Raw genomic sequence first — 16607 nt, 5'->3', positions numbered from 1 at the left:
GGCTTACGATCCAGCCGAGTGTGATGGTCGTTGCGATTCCGTGATCCGTGCGCGAAACTGCGCTCATCGACCGCGTGTAGAAGGCTCGAAATCCTGCTGTGACCTGGCGGAACGACGCCGTTCCCGCCCTGGGTGATCGTCAAACGTGAATGTGATAGCCGTCACATTTTCTAGCCGGACTGGCCGAGCACACTTCGGCGGACCGGTTTCAGGCCTGTTAAGTTCCCCTGACATGGCCGCAGTTGCTGGATCCCCTGACCGAGTAGGTTCAAACACGGTGGAACAGCTGGCGATCGGCCACCCGGAGGTTGCCGACGGTGTGGCGTGCTGGCGCCTTGCCGATGCCACCGGGGTTCTCGACGTCAACTCCCGATACAGCTACCTGTTGTGGTGCCGCGATTTCGCAGCGACGTCGGTCGTGGCGCGCCGCGACGGGGAGCTGGTGGGGTTCGTCACCGGGTACCGCAGGCCGGATGCTCCGTCTGCCCTGGTCGTCTGGCAGGTCGGGGTGGATGCCGCGGCCCGTGGCCAGGGTGTGGCGGCCGCCATGCTCGATGACCTGTTCGACCGGGTACCCGAGGTGGACCACCTGGAGGCGACCGTGACCCCGGACAACAAGGGGTCGATCGCCCTCTTCAGTCGCTTCGCCGAGCGGCGCGGTGCACCGGTGCGCCGCAGCGAGTTGTTCGGTTCCGAGTTGCTCGGTGCCGACCACGAACCCGAAATCCTGTTCCGGATCGGACCGGTCGACCGCTGACCTGACGATCACACGACCGTTTCGCAGGGAGAGCCCGTGGAAACGACCGTTTTCGACGACCTCGAGTCCGAGGTCCGCAGCTACTGCCGCAATTGGCCGGTGGTTTTCGACACCGCAAAAGGGTCGCACATCACCGACATCGACGGCAAGAAATATCTCGACTTCTTCGCCGGCGCCGGTGCGCTCAACTACGGCCACAACCCGGATGCGTTGAAACGTCCGCTGCTCGAGTACCTCGCGCGGGACGGCATCACCCACGGCCTCGACATGTACACCACGGCCAAGGCCGAGTTCCTGCACACCTTCGAGGATCTCGTGCTGAAACCGCGGGGGCTCGACTACAAGGTCCAGTTCCCGGGTCCGACCGGCGCCAACACCGTCGAGTCGGCCCTGAAACTCGCGCGCAAGATCACCGGCCGCGAGTCGATGATCAACTTCACCAACGGGTTCCACGGCATGACGCTCGGCGCGCTGTCCGTCACCGGGAACTCGATGAAGCGCGGCGGGGCGGGCATCCCGCTCGTGCACGCCACCCCGATGCCGTTCGACAACTACTTCGACGGCACGGTGCCGGACTTCCTGATGTTCGAGCGGCTGCTCGAGGACGCGGGCAGCGGCCTGAACGAGCCCGCGGGCGTCATCGTGGAGACGGTGCAGGGCGAGGGCGGCATCAACCCGGCCCGCATCGAGTGGCTGCAGGGGCTCGAGGACCTGTGCCGCCGCCAGGGCCTGATCCTCATCGTCGACGACGTGCAGATGGGCGTCGGGCGCACCGGCCCGTTCTTCTCGTTCGAGGCCGCGGGCATCAAGCCCGACATCGTCTGCCTGTCCAAGTCGATCAGCGGCTACGGGCTGCCGATGGCGCTCACGCTGATCAAGCCCGAGCTCGACCAGTGGGGCCCCGGTGAGCACAACGGCACGTTCCGCGGGCACAACCCCGCGTTCGTCACCGCCACCGCCGCGCTGAAGGAGTACTGGGCCGACGACACGCTCGAGCGCGGCACCATCGCGAAGGGCGAGCGCATCGGGGCCGCCCTCGGCGAGCTCGCCGCGTCCTCGGACAGCGTCGAGCTCACCCCGAAGGGGCGCGGTCTCGCCCGGGGGCTCCAGTTCTCCCAGCCCGAGCTCGCGGCCAAGGCGTGCGCCGCGGCGTTCGAGCGCGGTCTGATCATCGAGACCGCCGGGCCCAGCGACGAGGTCATGAAGCTGATGCCGCCGCTCACGATCACCGACGGCGAGCTGGAAGAGGGGCTCGGGCTGGTCGGTGAGGCCGTCCGCGCCGTGACGGAAGGGATGTCTGCGTGATCGTCCGCACGATCGAAGAGATCACCGACACCGAGCGCGACGTCAAGACCGAGCACTGGCGCAGCAAGCGCATCGTGCTGGCCGGTGACGGCGTCGGTTTCTCGCTGCACGAGACCGTGCTCGACGCCGGTTCGGTGAACGACTTCTGGTACGCCAACCACATCGAGGCCGTCTGGGTCATCGAGGGTGAGGGCGAGCTGACCGACAAGGACAACGACGTCACCTACAAGCTCGGTCCGGGTTCGGTCTACGTGCTGAACGGGCACGAGCACCACCAGCTGCGTCCGCGCACGCAGATGCGCACCGTGTGCGTGTTCAACCCGCCGGTGACCGGACGCGAGGTGCACGACGAGAACGGCGTGTACCCGCTGATCGTCGAGCCCGCGCCGACGGCGGAGGCCTCCTGAGGGAGGTTCCGCCCCGGCTGTCGCGAACGGCCGCCATCGCGTGAGCGAGGCGGCCGTTCGCCCGGTCCAGGGAGGTGTGATGAGCCAGGGGTGGCTGGAAGGCCTCGTCCTCGGCGACGTGATGAGATCGCGCGCGGAGTCCCACGGGGCCGCGCCGTTCCTCAAGTTCCGGGACGGTGAGCTGTCCTTCGCCGAGGTGGACGCCGCCGCCGACACCTACGCCAACGGGTTCGCCGCCGAAGGCGTGCGCCGCGGCGACCACGTGGCGGTGATGCTGCCGAACTGCCCCGAGTTCGTGCCCGTGATCGTCGCGCTCTCGCGGGTGGGCGCGGTGGCGGTGCCGGTGAACACGGCCTACCGCGGGGAGCTGCTGCGCCACGTGCTCGACAGCGCCGACATCTCGACGCTGCTCATCGACGCCGAGTACACCGACCGGCTGCCGTCCGTGCTGCCGAGCATCCCGGACCCGATCCGGGTGATCGTCCGGGGGCAGGAACCGGCTCTCGACGTCATCGGCGAGGGCGCGATCCCGATGTCGCGCCTGCTCGGGCACGGCTCCGACCGGGTCGACGGTGACGCGCGGTTCTCCGACCTGCAGGCGATCATGTACACCTCGGGCACCACCGGGCGCTCGAAGGGCGCGATGGTGCCGCACGCGCTGGCCCTGACCTGCGCGTGGGATTCCCTGGACTTCCTCGACCGCTGGGGCAAGACGACCTATTGCCCGCTTCCGCTGTTCCACGCCGCCGGCCTGTGGGACGGGGTGTTCTCCGCGCTGCTGTCCGGCAACCCGATCGGCATCGTCGAACGGTTCAGCGCGTCGCGATTCTGGGACGACGTGCGCCGTTTCGACGCGCAGGTCACGATGAGCGTGTTCGCGATGATCCCGATCCTGCTCAGCGCCCCGCCGAGCCCCCGCGACCGCGACCACCCCCTCGAGACGTTCTACATGGGCAAGTCCGCGCTGGACGCGCCACTGCAGGAACGCTTCGGCGTGCGGTCGGCCGAGACCTACACCAGCACCGAGGTCGGTATCGCCACCGGCAGCCCGTACGGGCAGTGGCGGCTCGGGTCGATGGGCCAGGCCCACTCCGAGCGCTTCGAGGTGGCCGTGGTCGACGAGGACGACCGCGAGGTACCCGCGGGGGAGCCGGGCGAGCTCGTGGTGCGACCGAAGCAACCGTTCGTGATCACCACCGGCTACTACGGGATGCCCGAGGCCACGGCCAGGGCGTTCCGCAACATGTGGTTCCACACCGGCGACCGCGCGTGGCGCGACGACGAAGGCTACTTCTACTTCCTCGACCGGATCGCCGACGCGATCCGCAGGCGCGGGGAGAACATCTCGGCGTTCGACATCGAGTGCGAGGTCAACCTGCATCCCGGCGTCGTCGAGTCAGCGGCGTTCGGCGTGCCCTCCGAGCTCGGCGAGGAGGACGTCAAGCTGGCGGTCGTGCGGGCTCCCGGTTCCGAGCTCACCGCGGCCGAGCTCGCGGCGCACTGCGCGGCCAAGCTGCCGTCGTTCATGGTGCCGCGCTACATCGAGTTCCTCGACGAGCTGCCGCGCACCCCGACCGACAAGGTGGCCAAGCACACCCTCCGCGCGATGGGTGATCACGGCCTGACACCGGGTACCTGGGACCGCGAATGCGCGACACCCGGCACGCGGGCCACCCAGGCGTCCGCGGCGGCGGAGGCGACCCCCGGGCGGACGGCATGAACTGGGAGGCTCTGTGAATTGGGATGATGGCCCCGAACAGGCGGCGTTCCGGGAGGAGGTGCGCGCATTCGTGCGCGACCGGTTCCCGGCCGCCTACACACCCGACCCGGACGCCGAGCAGAGCCTCGAGCCCGAGGACGTGTGGGGTTACAACTGGCCGGTCGACCGCAGCAGCGCCGACCCCGCTCGCCGGGCGGGCGCCCGCGAGTGGGCCGCCGCGCTGGCCGAACGCGGCTGGATCGCCCCGCACTGGCCCGTCGAGTACGGCGGTGCCGGGCTGTCGTCGATGGAGGAGTTCATCCTCCACGAGGAGATGATGCGGGCGCGGGTGCCCACCGTGAACGGCATCGGCGCCTTCCTGCTCGGCCCCACCCTGCTCGCCCACGGCACGGACGAGCAGCGCGCCGAGCACCTGCCCCCCATCGCCCGCGGTGAGCGCACCTGGGCCCAGGGCTTCTCCGAGCCCGGCGCGGGCTCCGACCTCGCAGGCCTGCGGACACGCGCCGTGCGCGACGGCGACCACTACGTCGTGGACGGGCAGAAGGTGTGGACCTCCCTCGGCCACCACGCCGACTGGCTGTTCGTGCTCGTCCGCACCGACCCGGAGGCCTCGCCGAAGCACCGCGGCATCACGTTCCTGCTCGTCGACGTGAACACCCCCGGTGTCACCGTCCGCCCGATCCGCGACATCCGCGGTGACACCCCCTTCTCGGAGATCTTCTTCGAGGGGGCGCGGGTTCCGGTCGCCAACCGCGTGGGCGAGGAGAACCGCGGCTGGTACGTCGCGATGGACGCGCTGAGCTTCGAGCGCGCGGGGATCGGGGCCACGATCAAGTACGAGCAGGCGATCGCCCGGCTCGTCGAGCACATCGGCACCCCGGAGGGGCGCGAACAGCTCCGGGACGGCTGGGAGCGCGGCGCCCGCCAGGAGATCGCCCGGCGCTACATCGAGGTGCGGGTGCTCTACAACATCGCCCGCTACAGCGTCACCAACCCGGTGCCCGGGTACGAGGCGTCGGTCAACCAGCTGTTCAGCGCCGAGCTGCACCAGCGGCTCGCGCGCACCGGTGCCCACGTGTTCGGCCGGCACGGGCAGCTGTGGCAGCGCCGGGGCGCGCCCTTGGGCGCCGCCTTCACCCACATGCGCATGGACGCCGTCGCCGCCACCTTCCTCGGCGGCGCCTCCGAGATCCAGCGCAACGTCATCGCCACGAGGGGCCTCGGGCTCCCTCGTTCCTAGGAGGACCACATGACCGAAGGACTGGACGTCGTCGTCAAGGACCGCGTCTGCTGGATCACCCTCGACCGGCCCAGCAAGCTCAACGCGCTGACCCCGGACATGATGCACGGCCTGCGCAAGGTCTTCACCGACATCGACGACGACCCCGAGGTTCACGTCGCGGTGCTGCGCGGGGCCGGTGAGAAGGGGTTCTGCGCAGGCATGGACCTCGACTGGTCGGAGTCGCTCACCAAGGCCGACCGGATCGAGCAGGGCCGCCTCGGCGAGAAGACGTTCGCGATGATGGAGCGGCTGTCGATCCCGGTGTTCGCCGCGGTGCACGGCTACGCGGTCGGCGGCGGACTCGAGCTGGCGCTCGGTGCCGACTTCATCGTCTGCTCCGACAACGCGAAGATGGGGCTCGTCGAGATCACCCTCTCCGCGCGGCCGCCCTACCAGCCGAAGTTCATGGACGGCAAGGAGGACCCGGACCAGCCCGAGGTGGGCGGCAGCGCCCCCGGCTGGGGCGGGCTCAAGCGGCTGCCCGCCCGGATCGGCATGGCCAGGGCCAAGGAGATGCTCTTCACCGGCGTCCGGTTGGACGCTCAGCGGGCGCTGCAGCTGGGCCTGGTCAACGACGTGTTCGCGGCCGACGAGTTCGACGAGAAGGTCGCCGGGCTCGCCGAGCGGATCGCCGCCATGAACCGCTACAACCTCCGCCTCGTGAAGGAGCTCGTCACCGCGGGCTACGACTGGATCGAGCCGCACCCGAGCTGAGGAGCCCCGACGAATGTTGAAGATCTACCGGATCGACCACGTCGCCGTCGCGACACCGGACCTGGACAAGCAGCTCGCGCTGCTGGAGGGCCTGTTCGGCTTCCAGCGCACCCACGTGTGGGACAACCGCGACGCGGGCGTGAAGGGGGTGCGGCTCGCCGTCCCCGGCGCCGCCGGGCAGTACTGGGTGGTGCTCGCCCCGTCCGGCGAGGGCGGCTCGCTGCAGAAGTGGCTCGACGAGAAGGGCGGGCGTCCCGGCCTGCACCACGTCGGCGCCGAGGTGCCGGACCTCGACGCCGCGGTTGCCGAGCTCGACAAGCGGGGCCTGGCGGTCACCGACTCCGTGCCCGGCCGTTGGGTGGAGGCGTCGCTGTCCCCGCCCGAGCACGGGCCCGGCGTGCTGTGGCGCCTGCGCGGCCCCGGCAACCTCGCCATGCTCGGCGACGACGACGCCACCGAGGTCAAGCCCGTCGACGCGAACGGGCCGACCCTCGGCATCCGCGGCATCGACCACATCTGCCAGGCGTTCCGCGACCGCGACGAGCTGTCGCGCTGGTACTCCGACCTCGCCGGGTTCGTCGAGGTCTGGCGCACCGCTGACGACGAGATCCCCGACATGGCCGACCTCGTGCTCAACGTCCCCGGCTCCACCATCTGCTGGGAAGTGATCACGGGCCGCGGCGAGGACTCGTTCGTCGACAAGTTCCTCGACCGCAACGGCGCCGCCGCCCACCACGTGACGTTCGAGGTGGCGGACTGGGACGCGGCGATCGCGGCGTGCGGCGTCCACGACATCCCCACGTTCGACGACGAGGAGGGTGTCAAGGACGGCGCGGCGTGGAAGCACACGTTCATCCACCCCAAGCACGCCGGCGGCGTGCTCGTGCAGCTCTTCTGGGAGGAGCGCCCGGGGGTCTGGGTGCGTTCCGACAAGATCCCACCGCAGAACTAGTAGGCATGCCGATCGCCTTGCGTGGCGGTGCGGGTAGCGGAACCTCAGACGCCCTCTCGCTCCGGGATCGCCTCCTCATGAATGCCGATTCACCACGTCGGCGCTGTCCTCGCGAGAGAGCGTCTGAGAACCCGCCGCGGTGCCGGTGGCGTGCTACCACGAGCGGCTTCGCCGCTGTCGGAGCTGGAGGATCGACATGGATCTGACCCTGACCGAAGACCAGGAGCTCATCCGCAGCACCGCCCGCGACGTGCTCGCCGGGCGGAAGGGCACGGCCGGCGTCGCCGCGGTGGCCGGGGACCCGGCGGGCTTCTCGGCCGACCTGTGGAAGGAGATGGTCGAACTCGGCTGGACCGGGTTGGCCGTCCCGGAGACGTACGGCGGGGTCGGCGAGGGCTTCGTCGAGGCCTGCCTGCTGCTGGAGGAGATGGGTGCTGCCCAGGTGCCCAGCCCCTTCCTGCACACCGTGGTCTGCGGCGCCACCATCGAGCGCCACGGCTCGGCCGAGCAGCGGGAGCGTTGGCTCACCGGGATCGCCGAGGGCCGCACCATCGCCTTCGCCGACGGGGCCGCCGTCGCGGCCGCCGCGTCCGGCGACGGGTACGTCCTCGACGGCACCGCGCGGTTCGTGCCGTTCGCGCACGCCGTCGACGCCCTGCTCGTGGTGGCGGGGCCTACCGCGTTCCTCGTCGACCGGACCGCCGCGGGCGTGAGCACCGAGCGCCTCGACGTGATCGGCCCGAACGCCGAGAACGACGTCCGGTTCTCCGGCGTCGCGGTGCCGGCCGACCGCGTGCTCGGCGGGGTCGGCGACGGCGCCGCGGTGGCGGCCACGGCCGCCGCGTTCGGGGCCGCGGCGACGTCCGCCGAGATGGCGGGCGGCGCGCAGCGGGTGCTCGACCTGAGCGTGGAGTACGCGGGGCAGCGCGAGCAGTTCGGCCGCCCGATCGGCAGCTTCCAGGCCGTGCAGCACCACTGCGCCGACATGGCGATCGACGTCCTCACCGCCCGGTTCATCGCCTTCGAGGCGATCTGGCGGCTCGGGGCGCCCGGTCAGGACGCCGCCGAGGTGGCGCTCACGGTGGCGGTGGCCAAGTCCTGGGTGAGCGACGCCTACCAGCGGGTGTGCGCGCTCGGGCACCAGGTGCACGGCGCCATCGGGTTCACGGCCGAGCACGAGCTGCACCACTACCTGCAGCACGCCACCAGCAGTGCGCTCGCCTTCGGCGACGGCGACTTCCACGCCGACCGGGTGGCCGACGGCATCGGCCTGCCGGCCTCCTGATCAGGAGTAGTCCAGGGTGCGCAGCGGCAACAGCTCCGGGCGCTTCGGCACGTAGCCGTCGCCCGTGCGGTGGCCCTGGAGCCGCCTGCGGATGTAGGGCATCACGTAGTCGCGCATCCAGCGCAGGTCCTCGCGCACCCAGTCGCGGAACGGGGTGGGCGCCATCTCGGGGAGCGGGGTGCGCCAGTCCTCGGTGACGGGCTCGCCCAGCGCCTCCAGCACGCGCAGCGCCACCCGCCGGTGGCCCTCGGCCGTGAGGTGCAACCGGTCGCGGCCCCAGCTGCGGGGGTCGGCGAGCGGGGCCATGCCCCAGAGGTCGACCACCGTGCTTCCGTGGCGCTCGGCGCTCGCGCGCATCAGCTCGTTGTAGCAGGCCACGCGCCCGCGCAGGCGGCGCAGGATCGGGTGCATCCGCCCGAGGTCGAACCCGGTGAACACGAGCACGTGCGCGCCGGTGGCCGTGACCCGCTCCAACGCGGCGTCGAAGCGGCGGGCGAGGTCGTCGGTGTCGCACGAGAACCGGATGATGTCGTTGCCGCCCGCGCAGAACGTGATGAGATCCGGGCGGAGCCGCTCGGCCACCGGCAGCTGTTCCTCCACGATCTGGTCGAGGAGCTTGCCGCGGACCGCGAGGTTGGCATATCGGAAGCCGGGTCGCGTGGCGCTCAGCTGCTCCGCCACGCGATCTGCCCAGCCGCGTGGTGTACCGTCGGGGCGCCAGTCGTCCAAGCCCTCGGTGAAGCTGTCCCCCAGTGCGAGGAAGCTGCTGATGGGTCGCATCGGCCATCGCCCCCTTCCGTTCACGGACCCGTCACCGCCTCGACGGGTGAAGCACTCCCAAATATCACCCAGGACCCGGGACCTCCGCCAGTAGGCGTGATCCATTCGGGGGGATAGGGCACCCTTAACTCATGGCGAGACGGAAGGGCCCCGCGGAGCCGGGCCTCGCGGACGTCCTCGGCGGCCGCGGCGGCGCCGTCGACGCCACGGTGCCGGTGGTGGCGTTCGTGGCGGCCTTCACCGTCGCCGACGCGTCGAGCTGGGCCTCCCCCGTGGCGTGGGCGGGCGGGGCGGCCGTGCTCGTGGGTGCGGTGGTGGCTGCCATCCGGCTGGCGCGCGGCGGCCGGCCACGCGCGGTGCTCCTCGGCCTGCTCGGGGTGGCGGTGGCGGCGCTGGTCGCCCTGTACACGGGCCGTGCCATCGACTTCTTCCTCGTCCAGATCGTGAGCAACGCGGCGAGCGCACTCGCGTGGGCCGTCTCGATCGTGGTGCGCTGGCCCCTGCTGGGGCTCGTCGTCGGCACTGCGCTCGGCCAGCGCACGCGGTGGCGGCGCGACCCCCACCTCCTGCGTGGCTACCAGCGCGCCAGCTGGGTGTGGGTGGGCCAGTACGTCGTGCGGCTCGCCGTGTTCCTGCCCCTCTACGCGGCCGACGCGGTGGTCGCGCTCGGCATCGCGCGCACCGTGCTGACCTGGCCTCTCGTCGCGCTGTGCGTGGCCCTGTCGTGGCCCGTCCTCCGTTCGGCGCTACCGGATGGGCACGGCGGGCTACGCCGGCCCGTCCCCGCACGTGAAGACGCTCACGAAGCCTGATCGTCGGGAGCGAACCGCGCGCGTACCGCCGTTGGAGACGGTGGAGAGCAGCCGCACGACGAACGCCAGGAGCCATGCCCCAGCCCAGCGCGCCCCGACCGTCACCCGCCGTTGATCGCGTGAGCGCGGAGCCCACGGCCGCCGCGCCGGCGAAGGCACCGGAACTCACGGTCAACAAGGTGCTCGCCGGTGCCGGGGCCGCGGCCACCAGCGCCGTGCTGGGGTCGTACTTCGGGGCCACCGGCACCGTGGCGGGTGCCGCGCTGGGCTCCGTGGCCAGCACCGTGGCCACCACGCTCTACCAGCGCTCCCTCGACCGCACCCGCGACACGATCGTCGCCCGGGTCCGCCTCACCGGCGGGCGCAAGGCCGACGTCTCCGATGCACCGACCGTCCAGCTGTCGGTGCCCCGGCAGCGGCAACCCGTCGAGGAGCAGGCCACCACGCAGTTGCGCGTCGAGCCCGTGTTGCGCAGGCCCCGCCGGTGGTGGGTCTGGGCGGGCGCGACGGTGCTCGCCTTCGTCATCGCGCTGGTGGTGGTCACCGGGCTCGAGTGGGCGAAGGGCTCCTCGCTCACCACCGGGCAGCCGGGCACCTCGGTCGGCCGGGTGCTGACGCCTGAGCCGGGCGGGCACAGCGACGCGGCCCCGGCCGAGGAGGAGACGTCCGAGGAGCCGACGGCGAGCCCGGAGCCGACCACGGAATCCGCGCCGTCGGACGAGGCCACCCCGTCCGCCGGACCGAGCGCCCGCGCCGAACCGGATTCCGGCGCGGAGCCGACCCGGGAGCGCCCCAGCGCCACCGCCACCGTCACCGTCACCCCGCAGCCCACGCCCGAGTTGCCGACCTCGGAGCCGGCGCCGGACGAGTGAGGCGCGGCGGCGGCCTCCGGCGCCTCCGCCCCCGCCAGATGTGACGAGTCACGAACGAGCTGGTCCGGGGAGCGGCGCCCGAACCTAGCCTCGATCGATGCGAGTGTTGATCACGGGCGGAGCCGGGTTCATCGGGTCGCACGTCGCCGACCGGCTCACCGCCGACGGCCACGACGTGCTGCTGCTCGACGCGTTGCTGCCGCAGGCGCACGGGGCGGGGGGCTGGGAGCCATCGCACGAGCACGTCGTCGGTGACGTGCGCGATCCGGACCTGCTGGCCCGACTGCTGCCGGGGGTGGACGCGGTGTGCCACCAGGCCGCGATGGTGGGGCACGGGGTGGACCCGTCGGACGCCCCCGCCTACGCGGCGCACAACGACCTGGGCACCGCGGTGCTGCTCGCCGCGATGCACGCCGCGGGGGTGCGCCGGCTGGTGCTGGCGGGGTCGATGGTCGTGTACGGCGAGGGGCGCTACGACTGCGCGGAGCACGGGGTGGTGCGGCCCGGGCCCCGCGCGGTGGCCGACCTCGCCGCGGGCCGGTACGAGCCGAGGTGCCCGCACTGCGGCCGCGATCTGGTGGGCGGGCTCGTCGGGGAGGACGCCCCACCGGACCCGCGCAGCACCTACGCGGCCACGAAGCTCGCCCAGGAGCACCTGGCGAGCGCGTGGGCGCGGCAGTGCGGGGGTGCGGTCTGGTCGCTGCGCTACCACAACGTCTACGGCCCGCGGATGCCGCGCGACACCCCGTACTCGGGCGTCGCGGCGATCTTCCGTTCCGCGCTGGAGCGGGGCGAGCCGCCGCGGGTGCTCGAGGACGGCCGGCAGCGCCGCGACTTCGTGCACGTCACCGACGTCGCCCGGGCCAACGCGCTCGCGCTGACCACCGAGGTGGACGGCTTCGAGGCGGTGAACGTGTGCTCGGGCGAGCCGCACACCGTGGGGGAGCTGGCCCGGGTGCTGGCCGAGCGGATGGGCGGGCCCGCGCCGGAGGTGGCCGGCGGGGCCCGGCCGGGCGACGTGCGCCACGTCGTCGCCGACCCCGCGAAGGCGCGCGCCCGCCTGGGCTTCTCCGCCGCCGTCGGGTTCGCCGAAGGGGTGGCCGCCTTCGCCGCCGACCCCCTGCGGGCACCGGCCGTCACCGTTCGGTAAGGGCCGATCGGCGCACTTCGGGCCCATGATCGCTGACGTGCACCCTCCGGAGATCGTCCTGCCGTGCCTCGACGAGGCGCAGGCCCTGCCCGCCGTGCTGGCCGAGCTGCCGGCGGGCTGGCCGGTGCTCGTCGTGGACAACGGGTCCACCGACGACACGGCGGCGGTGGCCGCCCGGCTCGGCGCCCGGGTGGTGGTCGAGCCCCGCCGCGGGTACGGCGCCGCTGTCCACGCCGGTCTCGTGGCGGCGCGGGGCGAGCTCGTCGCCGTGCTGGACGGGGACGGCTCGCTCGATCCCGCGGTGCTCGAACCGATGGCCACCGCGGTGCGCGACGGCCGGGCCGACCTCGCCGTGGGGCGGCGCGTGCCGCGGCCGCGAGCCTGGCCGTGGCACGCGCGGGTGGGCAACGCGCTGATCGCGGCGCTGCTGCGCACACGCGGGGTGCCCGTGCACGACATCGCCCCGGTCCGGGTGGGCAGGCGGCAGGCCCTGCTCGACCTCGGGGTCGCCGACCGGGCGTTCGGCTACCCGCTGGAGCTGCTGCTGCGCGCCGGCGCGGCGGGCTGGCGGCTCCACGAGGTGGACGTCGCGTACCGGCCGCGGGCGGGTGGGCGGTCGAAGGTGTCCGGGTCGGTGCGGGGCACGGCGCGCGCCGTCCGCGACATGGGCAGGCTCCTCGCGGCTGCGGGGATCTCGTGAGCGCGCCGTCAGCGGCGGTCATCGTGCTCGCGAAGGCGCCGGAACCGGGCCGGGTGAAGACCCGGCTGTGCCCGCCCGCCACCCCGGCGGAGGCCGCCGACCTGGCCGCGGCCGCCCTTCTCGACACGCTCGACGCGGCCGCCGGCGTGCCCGGCGCCCAGCCCGTGGTGGCGCTCACCGGCCGCCTCGCGGGAGCGGTCCGCCGTGCGGAGCTGGCCGCGGCGCTGCGCGGCTTCCGGGTGGTGCCCCAGCGCGGCGCCGCGCTCGGCGAGCGGATCGCCGCCGCCCACGCCGACACCGCGGCGCTTTTCGCCGGGTGCCCGACGTTGCAGATCGGGATGGACACCCCGCAGGCCGGGGCCGGATTGCTCGCGGCCTGCCTCGATCGGCTGCGCGCTCCCGGCACGGACGGGGTGCTGGGCCTTGCCACCGACGGCGGCTGGTGGGCGCTGGGGTTGCGGGATCCGTACGCGGCCCGGCTGGTGGCGGGTGTCCCGACGTCCCGCGACGACACCGGGGAGCGCACGCTGCGGGCCCTGCGCGACGGTGGGCTGCGCATCGGGCTGCTCCCCGAGCTCACCGACGTCGACACCGCAGCTGACGCCCGCGCGGTGGCCGACGCGGCACCCGGCGGGCGGTTCGCCGCCGCGGTGGAGCGGTGCCCGGCGTTCGAGCTCGCGTCGTGACGGCCGCGACCGGGCGCCGTGCCGCGGCCCTGCGCGGAGCGGGGTGGGGGCGCGCGGACACCGCCTTCGACGCCGCGTTGCGCGGGGCGCCCGCCCGGCTGGTGCGCAGCGACGGGGCCGAGGTCCCCCTCGCCGTGCAGCGGTGGCACGCCGACGCCGCCGGTGAGGACGCCTGGTTGCTCGGCCGGTGCTCGGGCCCGGTCGTCGACCTCGGCTGCGGGCCGGGGCGGTTGGTGGTGGCGCTCACCCGCCGGGGCATCCCCGCGCTGGGGGTGGACGTGTCCGCGGCCGCCGTCGCGCGCTGCCGGGCCCGCGGTGCGGCGGCGCTGCGCCGCGACGTGTTCGCCGCGATCCCCGGGCGCTGGGACCACGTGCTGCTCGCCGACGGCAACATCGGGATCGGCGGTGACCCCGTCCGGTTGCTGCGCCGGGCGGCTGCCCTGCTGCGTCCCGGGGGCAGTGTCCTCGTGGAGACCGACCCCGATCCTGCAGCGTGCTGGACCGGCACGGCCCGGGTGCACACCGCGGAGGGCGCGGGACGGGCCGTACCGTGGGCAGTGGTGGGCGCTGACGCGCTGCGGGGGTTCGCGGCGGCGGCCGGGCTCGAGGTGATCACCTCGCACGCGGGCGTGCGCAGCTTCAGCGAGCTTCGGCGCGCGGGCGCTACTGCTCCGCGGTGGGCTCCGGGCGGAGCGTGATCCCGAACCGGCACCCCGGCGGCACGTTCCGGACGCTGATGCGCCCGTGTTGGGCCTCCACCAGCGCCTTCGCGATCGCCAGGCCGAGTCCGGCGCCGGTGGACGCGTCCGGGGTGCGGGCCGCCGCTCCGCGGTAGCCGGGCTCGAAGAGCCGGTCGAGGTCGGGCTCCGGGATGCCGCCGCAGGCGTCCTGTACGGCCAGCCAGGCCTCGCCGTCGCGCGTGCCCGCCGAGATCGACACCTTCCCGCCCGCCGGGGTGTGCCGGATCGCGTTGGACAGCAGGTTGCGCAGCACCCGCACGAGGTCGGCGTCGCTGCCGAGCACGGTGGGCCAGCAGGCGGGGTCCTCCGCCGTGACGACGACGCCCGCGGCCTCCGCAGCCGCGGCCTCGGCGGCCACCGCGTCGGAGGCGACCTCGCCGAGCGCGAGCCGCTCGGCGGGCAGCCGCAGAGCGGCCGAGGTGGCCCGCGACAGCTGGAAGAGGTCCTCGACCATCCCGGCCATCCGCACGGTCTCCCGGCGGATCCGGTGCAGGTACTCGCTCACCTCGTCGGGCCGGTGCACCACGCCGTCGAGCAGCGCGTCGGTCATGCCGCGGATCCCGGCGAGCGGGGAGCGCAGGTCGTGGCCGATGCCCGCCACGAGCTCGCGGCGCGCGGCCTCGGCCTGCCGTTCGGCCTCGCGGGCCTCCCGCTGCCACAGCGTCTCCCGGGCCACGCTGCGGCCGAGCATCATGCCCGCGGGCACCGTGACCGCCGCGACCACTGCCACCACCGCGACCGTGCCCACCAGCTGCGGCGTGTACATGAACCCGCTCGTGGCCACCACGCCGAACAGCGCGGCGAACAGCGGCACCAGGACGAGCGCGGTCATCGTGGCGGTCATCGACCGGCGGCGCATCCGGTGCACCACCAGGCCACCGACGAGCGCCACCGGCAGCGCCGAGAGCAACGCGATCGGCGCGGCCCTCGCCAGCTCGACGAGGACGTTCACGGAGCGGCCGGGTCGTAGCGGTAGCCGGTGCCCCAGATCGTGGCGATCCGGCGCGGGCGGGTCGGGTCGTCCTCGATCTTCTCCCGCAACCGGCGCACGTGCACCGTGACCGTGGACTGGTCGCCGAACTCCCAGCCCCACACCTCGGCCAGCAGCTCGGCACGGTTGTACGCGCGGCCGGGGTGGGCGAGCAGGTACGCGAGCAGGTCGAACTCGCGGGTGGTCAACGCCAGCTCCCGCTCGCCCAGCCAGGCGCGGCGCGCGGCCGGGTCGACCCGCAGCTCGCCGTCGACGAGCACCTCGGCCGCCGCCTCCGGTGGCCGGGAGCGCCGCAGCACCGACCCGATGCGCAGCACGAGCTCGCGCGCGCTGAACGGCTTCGTCACGTAGTCGTCGGCGCCGAGCTCGAGGCCCAGCACCCGGTCGTCCTCCTCCCCGAGGGCCGTGAGCATCACGATGGGGAGCCGGTCGTCGTCGGCGCGCAGCGCGCGGCAGACGTCGAGGCCGGTCATGCCGGGCAGCATCAGGTCGAGCACCACGGCGTCCGGGGCGCGTTCGCGGGCCGCACGCAGTCCGGTGGGACCGTCGGCGGCGAGGTCGACCTGGTAGCCGGCCTCGTCGAGGTAACGGCCCACCACGTCGCGGACCGTCGCGTCGTCGTCCACCACGAGCACGCGAGCCGTCATGACCAGAGCTTATGGACCGACGCGACGGGAGAGCCTTACGAGTCGCTCACCGATCCCCGCGTCGCGGTCGGGGCGATCCGGCAAGAATCCGCTGCAGGTTGTCGCGAATCGGTCTGGCCGGACGTCGACCCGGGCCGACAGGCTGCTCACCTGCCAGGACGTTTCCGACGGCCTGGCACGACGCCGCCGGTCCGCCGGAAGTACCCGCAAGCGATGAGGAACCACCGTTGCGCAAGATCGTCAGCTTCACCCACGCCACCCTCGACGGCTACATCGACAACCCGCACGAGTGGTCGTTCCCGTACGCCGACGAGGAGTTCCAGGCCTACGCGCTCAAGTCGACGCTCGCCGCCGACGCCCTCCTGCTCGGGCGCACCACCTACGAGGGCATGGCCCAGGCCTGGCCCACCCGGGGCGGGAACCCCTTCGCCGACCACGTCAACGCGATCACCAAGTACGTCGTCGCCTCCCAGCCGGTCGACACCACGGCGTGGGACCCGACCGTGGTCGTCGCCGGCTCCGACCTGGTCGACGAGGTCAGCCGGCTCAAGCAGACCGACGGCGGCGAGATCGTCACCTGGGGCACCGGCCGGCTGACCGACGCGCTCGTCGCGGCCGGTCTGCTCGACGAGTACCGGATCTGCACCTCTCCCGTCATCAAGGGTGGCGGCGAGCCGCTGTTCCGGCCCGCCAGCACCGGCACGGTCGAGCTCGTCGACACGAAGGTCTTCGCCACCGGCGCGGTCCTCCACACCTACCGTCCCATCCCGGCCACCTGACCCAGAGCGGGCGGAAAGCCTTACGGGT

The 16607-nt window shown here is 73.0% G+C and carries 18 protein-coding genes; 15 read left to right on the top strand and 3 right to left on the bottom strand.

Annotated elements, in window-relative coordinates; genetic code table 11:
- Nucleotides 1-277 precede the first annotated feature (277 nt).
- The 8 genes from ectA (at nucleotide 278) to ACFPL3_RS16085 (ending at nucleotide 8422) form a co-directional block, all read left to right on the top strand.
- Entirely contained in the window at nucleotides 278-757 is a 480-nt protein-coding gene (ectA, locus tag ACFPL3_RS16120) for a diaminobutyrate acetyltransferase (RefSeq protein WP_343940580.1), read from the top strand.
- A gap of 36 nt (nucleotides 758-793) precedes the next feature.
- The gene (gene ectB / locus ACFPL3_RS16115; protein ID WP_343940578.1) at nucleotides 794-2062 is read left to right on the top strand and encodes a diaminobutyrate--2-oxoglutarate transaminase; all 1269 of its coding nucleotides are present in this window, start codon (nucleotides 794-796) and stop codon (nucleotides 2060-2062) included.
- Nucleotides 2059-2469, top strand: a complete 411-nt coding sequence (locus tag ACFPL3_RS16110; RefSeq protein WP_343940576.1) for an ectoine synthase — start codon at nucleotides 2059-2061, stop codon at nucleotides 2467-2469. Before ectB ends, ACFPL3_RS16110 begins: the two co-directional genes overlap by 4 nt.
- A gap of 79 nt (nucleotides 2470-2548) precedes the next feature.
- Nucleotides 2549-4189 (top strand): AMP-binding protein, encoded by a 1641-nt coding sequence (locus ACFPL3_RS16105; protein WP_343940574.1) that lies wholly within the window; start codon nucleotides 2549-2551, stop codon nucleotides 4187-4189.
- 13 nt (nucleotides 4190-4202) lie between these two features.
- Nucleotides 4203-5429, top strand: coding sequence for an acyl-CoA dehydrogenase family protein (locus tag ACFPL3_RS16100; protein WP_343940572.1), 1227 nt, complete (start codon nucleotides 4203-4205; stop codon nucleotides 5427-5429).
- Between the two features lie 9 nt (nucleotides 5430-5438).
- Complete coding sequence (locus ACFPL3_RS16095) at nucleotides 5439-6185, top strand: enoyl-CoA hydratase/isomerase family protein (protein WP_343940570.1); 747 nt, start codon at nucleotides 5439-5441, stop codon at nucleotides 6183-6185.
- A gap of 13 nt (nucleotides 6186-6198) precedes the next feature.
- On the top strand, nucleotides 6199-7137 hold the full coding sequence (locus ACFPL3_RS16090; protein WP_343940568.1) for a VOC family protein: 939 nt from the start codon (nucleotides 6199-6201) through the stop codon (nucleotides 7135-7137).
- A gap of 196 nt (nucleotides 7138-7333) precedes the next feature.
- The gene (locus ACFPL3_RS16085) at nucleotides 7334-8422 is read left to right on the top strand and encodes an acyl-CoA dehydrogenase family protein (protein WP_343940566.1); all 1089 of its coding nucleotides are present in this window, start codon (nucleotides 7334-7336) and stop codon (nucleotides 8420-8422) included.
- Here the strand turns inward: ACFPL3_RS16085 and ACFPL3_RS16080 are convergent, their stop codons facing one another.
- On the bottom strand, nucleotides 8423-9202 hold the full coding sequence (locus tag ACFPL3_RS16080; RefSeq protein ID WP_343940564.1) for an SGNH/GDSL hydrolase family protein: 780 nt from the start codon (nucleotides 9200-9202) through the stop codon (nucleotides 8423-8425).
- Nucleotides 9203-9333: 131 nt separating this feature from the next.
- On the opposite strand from ACFPL3_RS16080, the gene ACFPL3_RS16075 reads away from it, so the two are divergent.
- From ACFPL3_RS16075 to ACFPL3_RS16050, 6 genes are all read left to right on the top strand, one after another.
- A complete protein-coding gene (locus ACFPL3_RS16075; protein ID WP_343940562.1) occupies nucleotides 9334-10014 on the top strand; it encodes a DUF3159 domain-containing protein in 681 nt (226 codons plus the stop codon).
- A 119-nt stretch (nucleotides 10015-10133) separates the two neighbouring features.
- Entirely contained in the window at nucleotides 10134-10886 is a 753-nt protein-coding gene (locus tag ACFPL3_RS16070; RefSeq protein ID WP_343940560.1) for a hypothetical protein, read from the top strand.
- A gap of 97 nt (nucleotides 10887-10983) precedes the next feature.
- On the top strand, nucleotides 10984-12036 hold the full coding sequence (locus tag ACFPL3_RS16065; protein WP_343940558.1) for an NAD-dependent epimerase/dehydratase family protein: 1053 nt from the start codon (nucleotides 10984-10986) through the stop codon (nucleotides 12034-12036).
- Nucleotides 12037-12073: 37 nt separating this feature from the next.
- Nucleotides 12074-12736 (top strand): glycosyltransferase family 2 protein, encoded by a 663-nt coding sequence (locus tag ACFPL3_RS16060; protein ID WP_379589227.1) that lies wholly within the window; start codon nucleotides 12074-12076, stop codon nucleotides 12734-12736.
- The gene (locus tag ACFPL3_RS16055) at nucleotides 12733-13422 is read left to right on the top strand and encodes a TIGR04282 family arsenosugar biosynthesis glycosyltransferase (RefSeq protein ID WP_379589226.1); all 690 of its coding nucleotides are present in this window, start codon (nucleotides 12733-12735) and stop codon (nucleotides 13420-13422) included. The genes ACFPL3_RS16060 and ACFPL3_RS16055 overlap by 4 nt, the downstream gene beginning before the upstream one ends.
- Nucleotides 13419-14120: a methyltransferase domain-containing protein gene (locus ACFPL3_RS16050; protein WP_379589224.1), complete on the top strand. Its 702-nt coding sequence runs from the start codon at nucleotides 13419-13421 to the stop codon at nucleotides 14118-14120. The genes ACFPL3_RS16055 and ACFPL3_RS16050 overlap by 4 nt, the downstream gene beginning before the upstream one ends.
- On the opposite strand, the gene ACFPL3_RS16045 is transcribed toward ACFPL3_RS16050, so the two are convergent.
- Together ACFPL3_RS16045 and ACFPL3_RS16040 are read right to left on the bottom strand one after the other, a co-directional pair.
- Nucleotides 14086-15114 (bottom strand): sensor histidine kinase, encoded by a 1029-nt coding sequence (locus tag ACFPL3_RS16045; RefSeq protein ID WP_343946960.1) that lies wholly within the window; start codon nucleotides 15112-15114, stop codon nucleotides 14086-14088. The two genes, ACFPL3_RS16050 and ACFPL3_RS16045, sit on opposite strands and share 35 nt — an antisense overlap.
- Nucleotides 15111-15800, bottom strand: a complete 690-nt coding sequence (locus ACFPL3_RS16040; RefSeq protein WP_343946961.1) for a response regulator transcription factor — start codon at nucleotides 15798-15800, stop codon at nucleotides 15111-15113. Before ACFPL3_RS16040 ends, ACFPL3_RS16045 begins: the two co-directional genes overlap by 4 nt.
- A gap of 227 nt (nucleotides 15801-16027) precedes the next feature.
- On the opposite strand from ACFPL3_RS16040, the gene ACFPL3_RS16035 reads away from it, so the two are divergent.
- Nucleotides 16028-16579 (top strand): dihydrofolate reductase family protein, encoded by a 552-nt coding sequence (locus ACFPL3_RS16035; RefSeq protein WP_343946963.1) that lies wholly within the window; start codon nucleotides 16028-16030, stop codon nucleotides 16577-16579.
- The last annotated feature ends 28 nt before the right edge of the window (nucleotides 16580-16607 follow it).

It is taken from the genome of Pseudonocardia zijingensis (assembly GCF_042657305.1).
Taxonomy (GTDB): domain Bacteria; phylum Actinomycetota; class Actinomycetes; order Mycobacteriales; family Pseudonocardiaceae; genus Pseudonocardia; species Pseudonocardia zijingensis.
The sequence above is the reverse complement of the archived record's forward strand: the minus strand, read 5'-3'. Positions and strand labels throughout refer to the sequence as shown.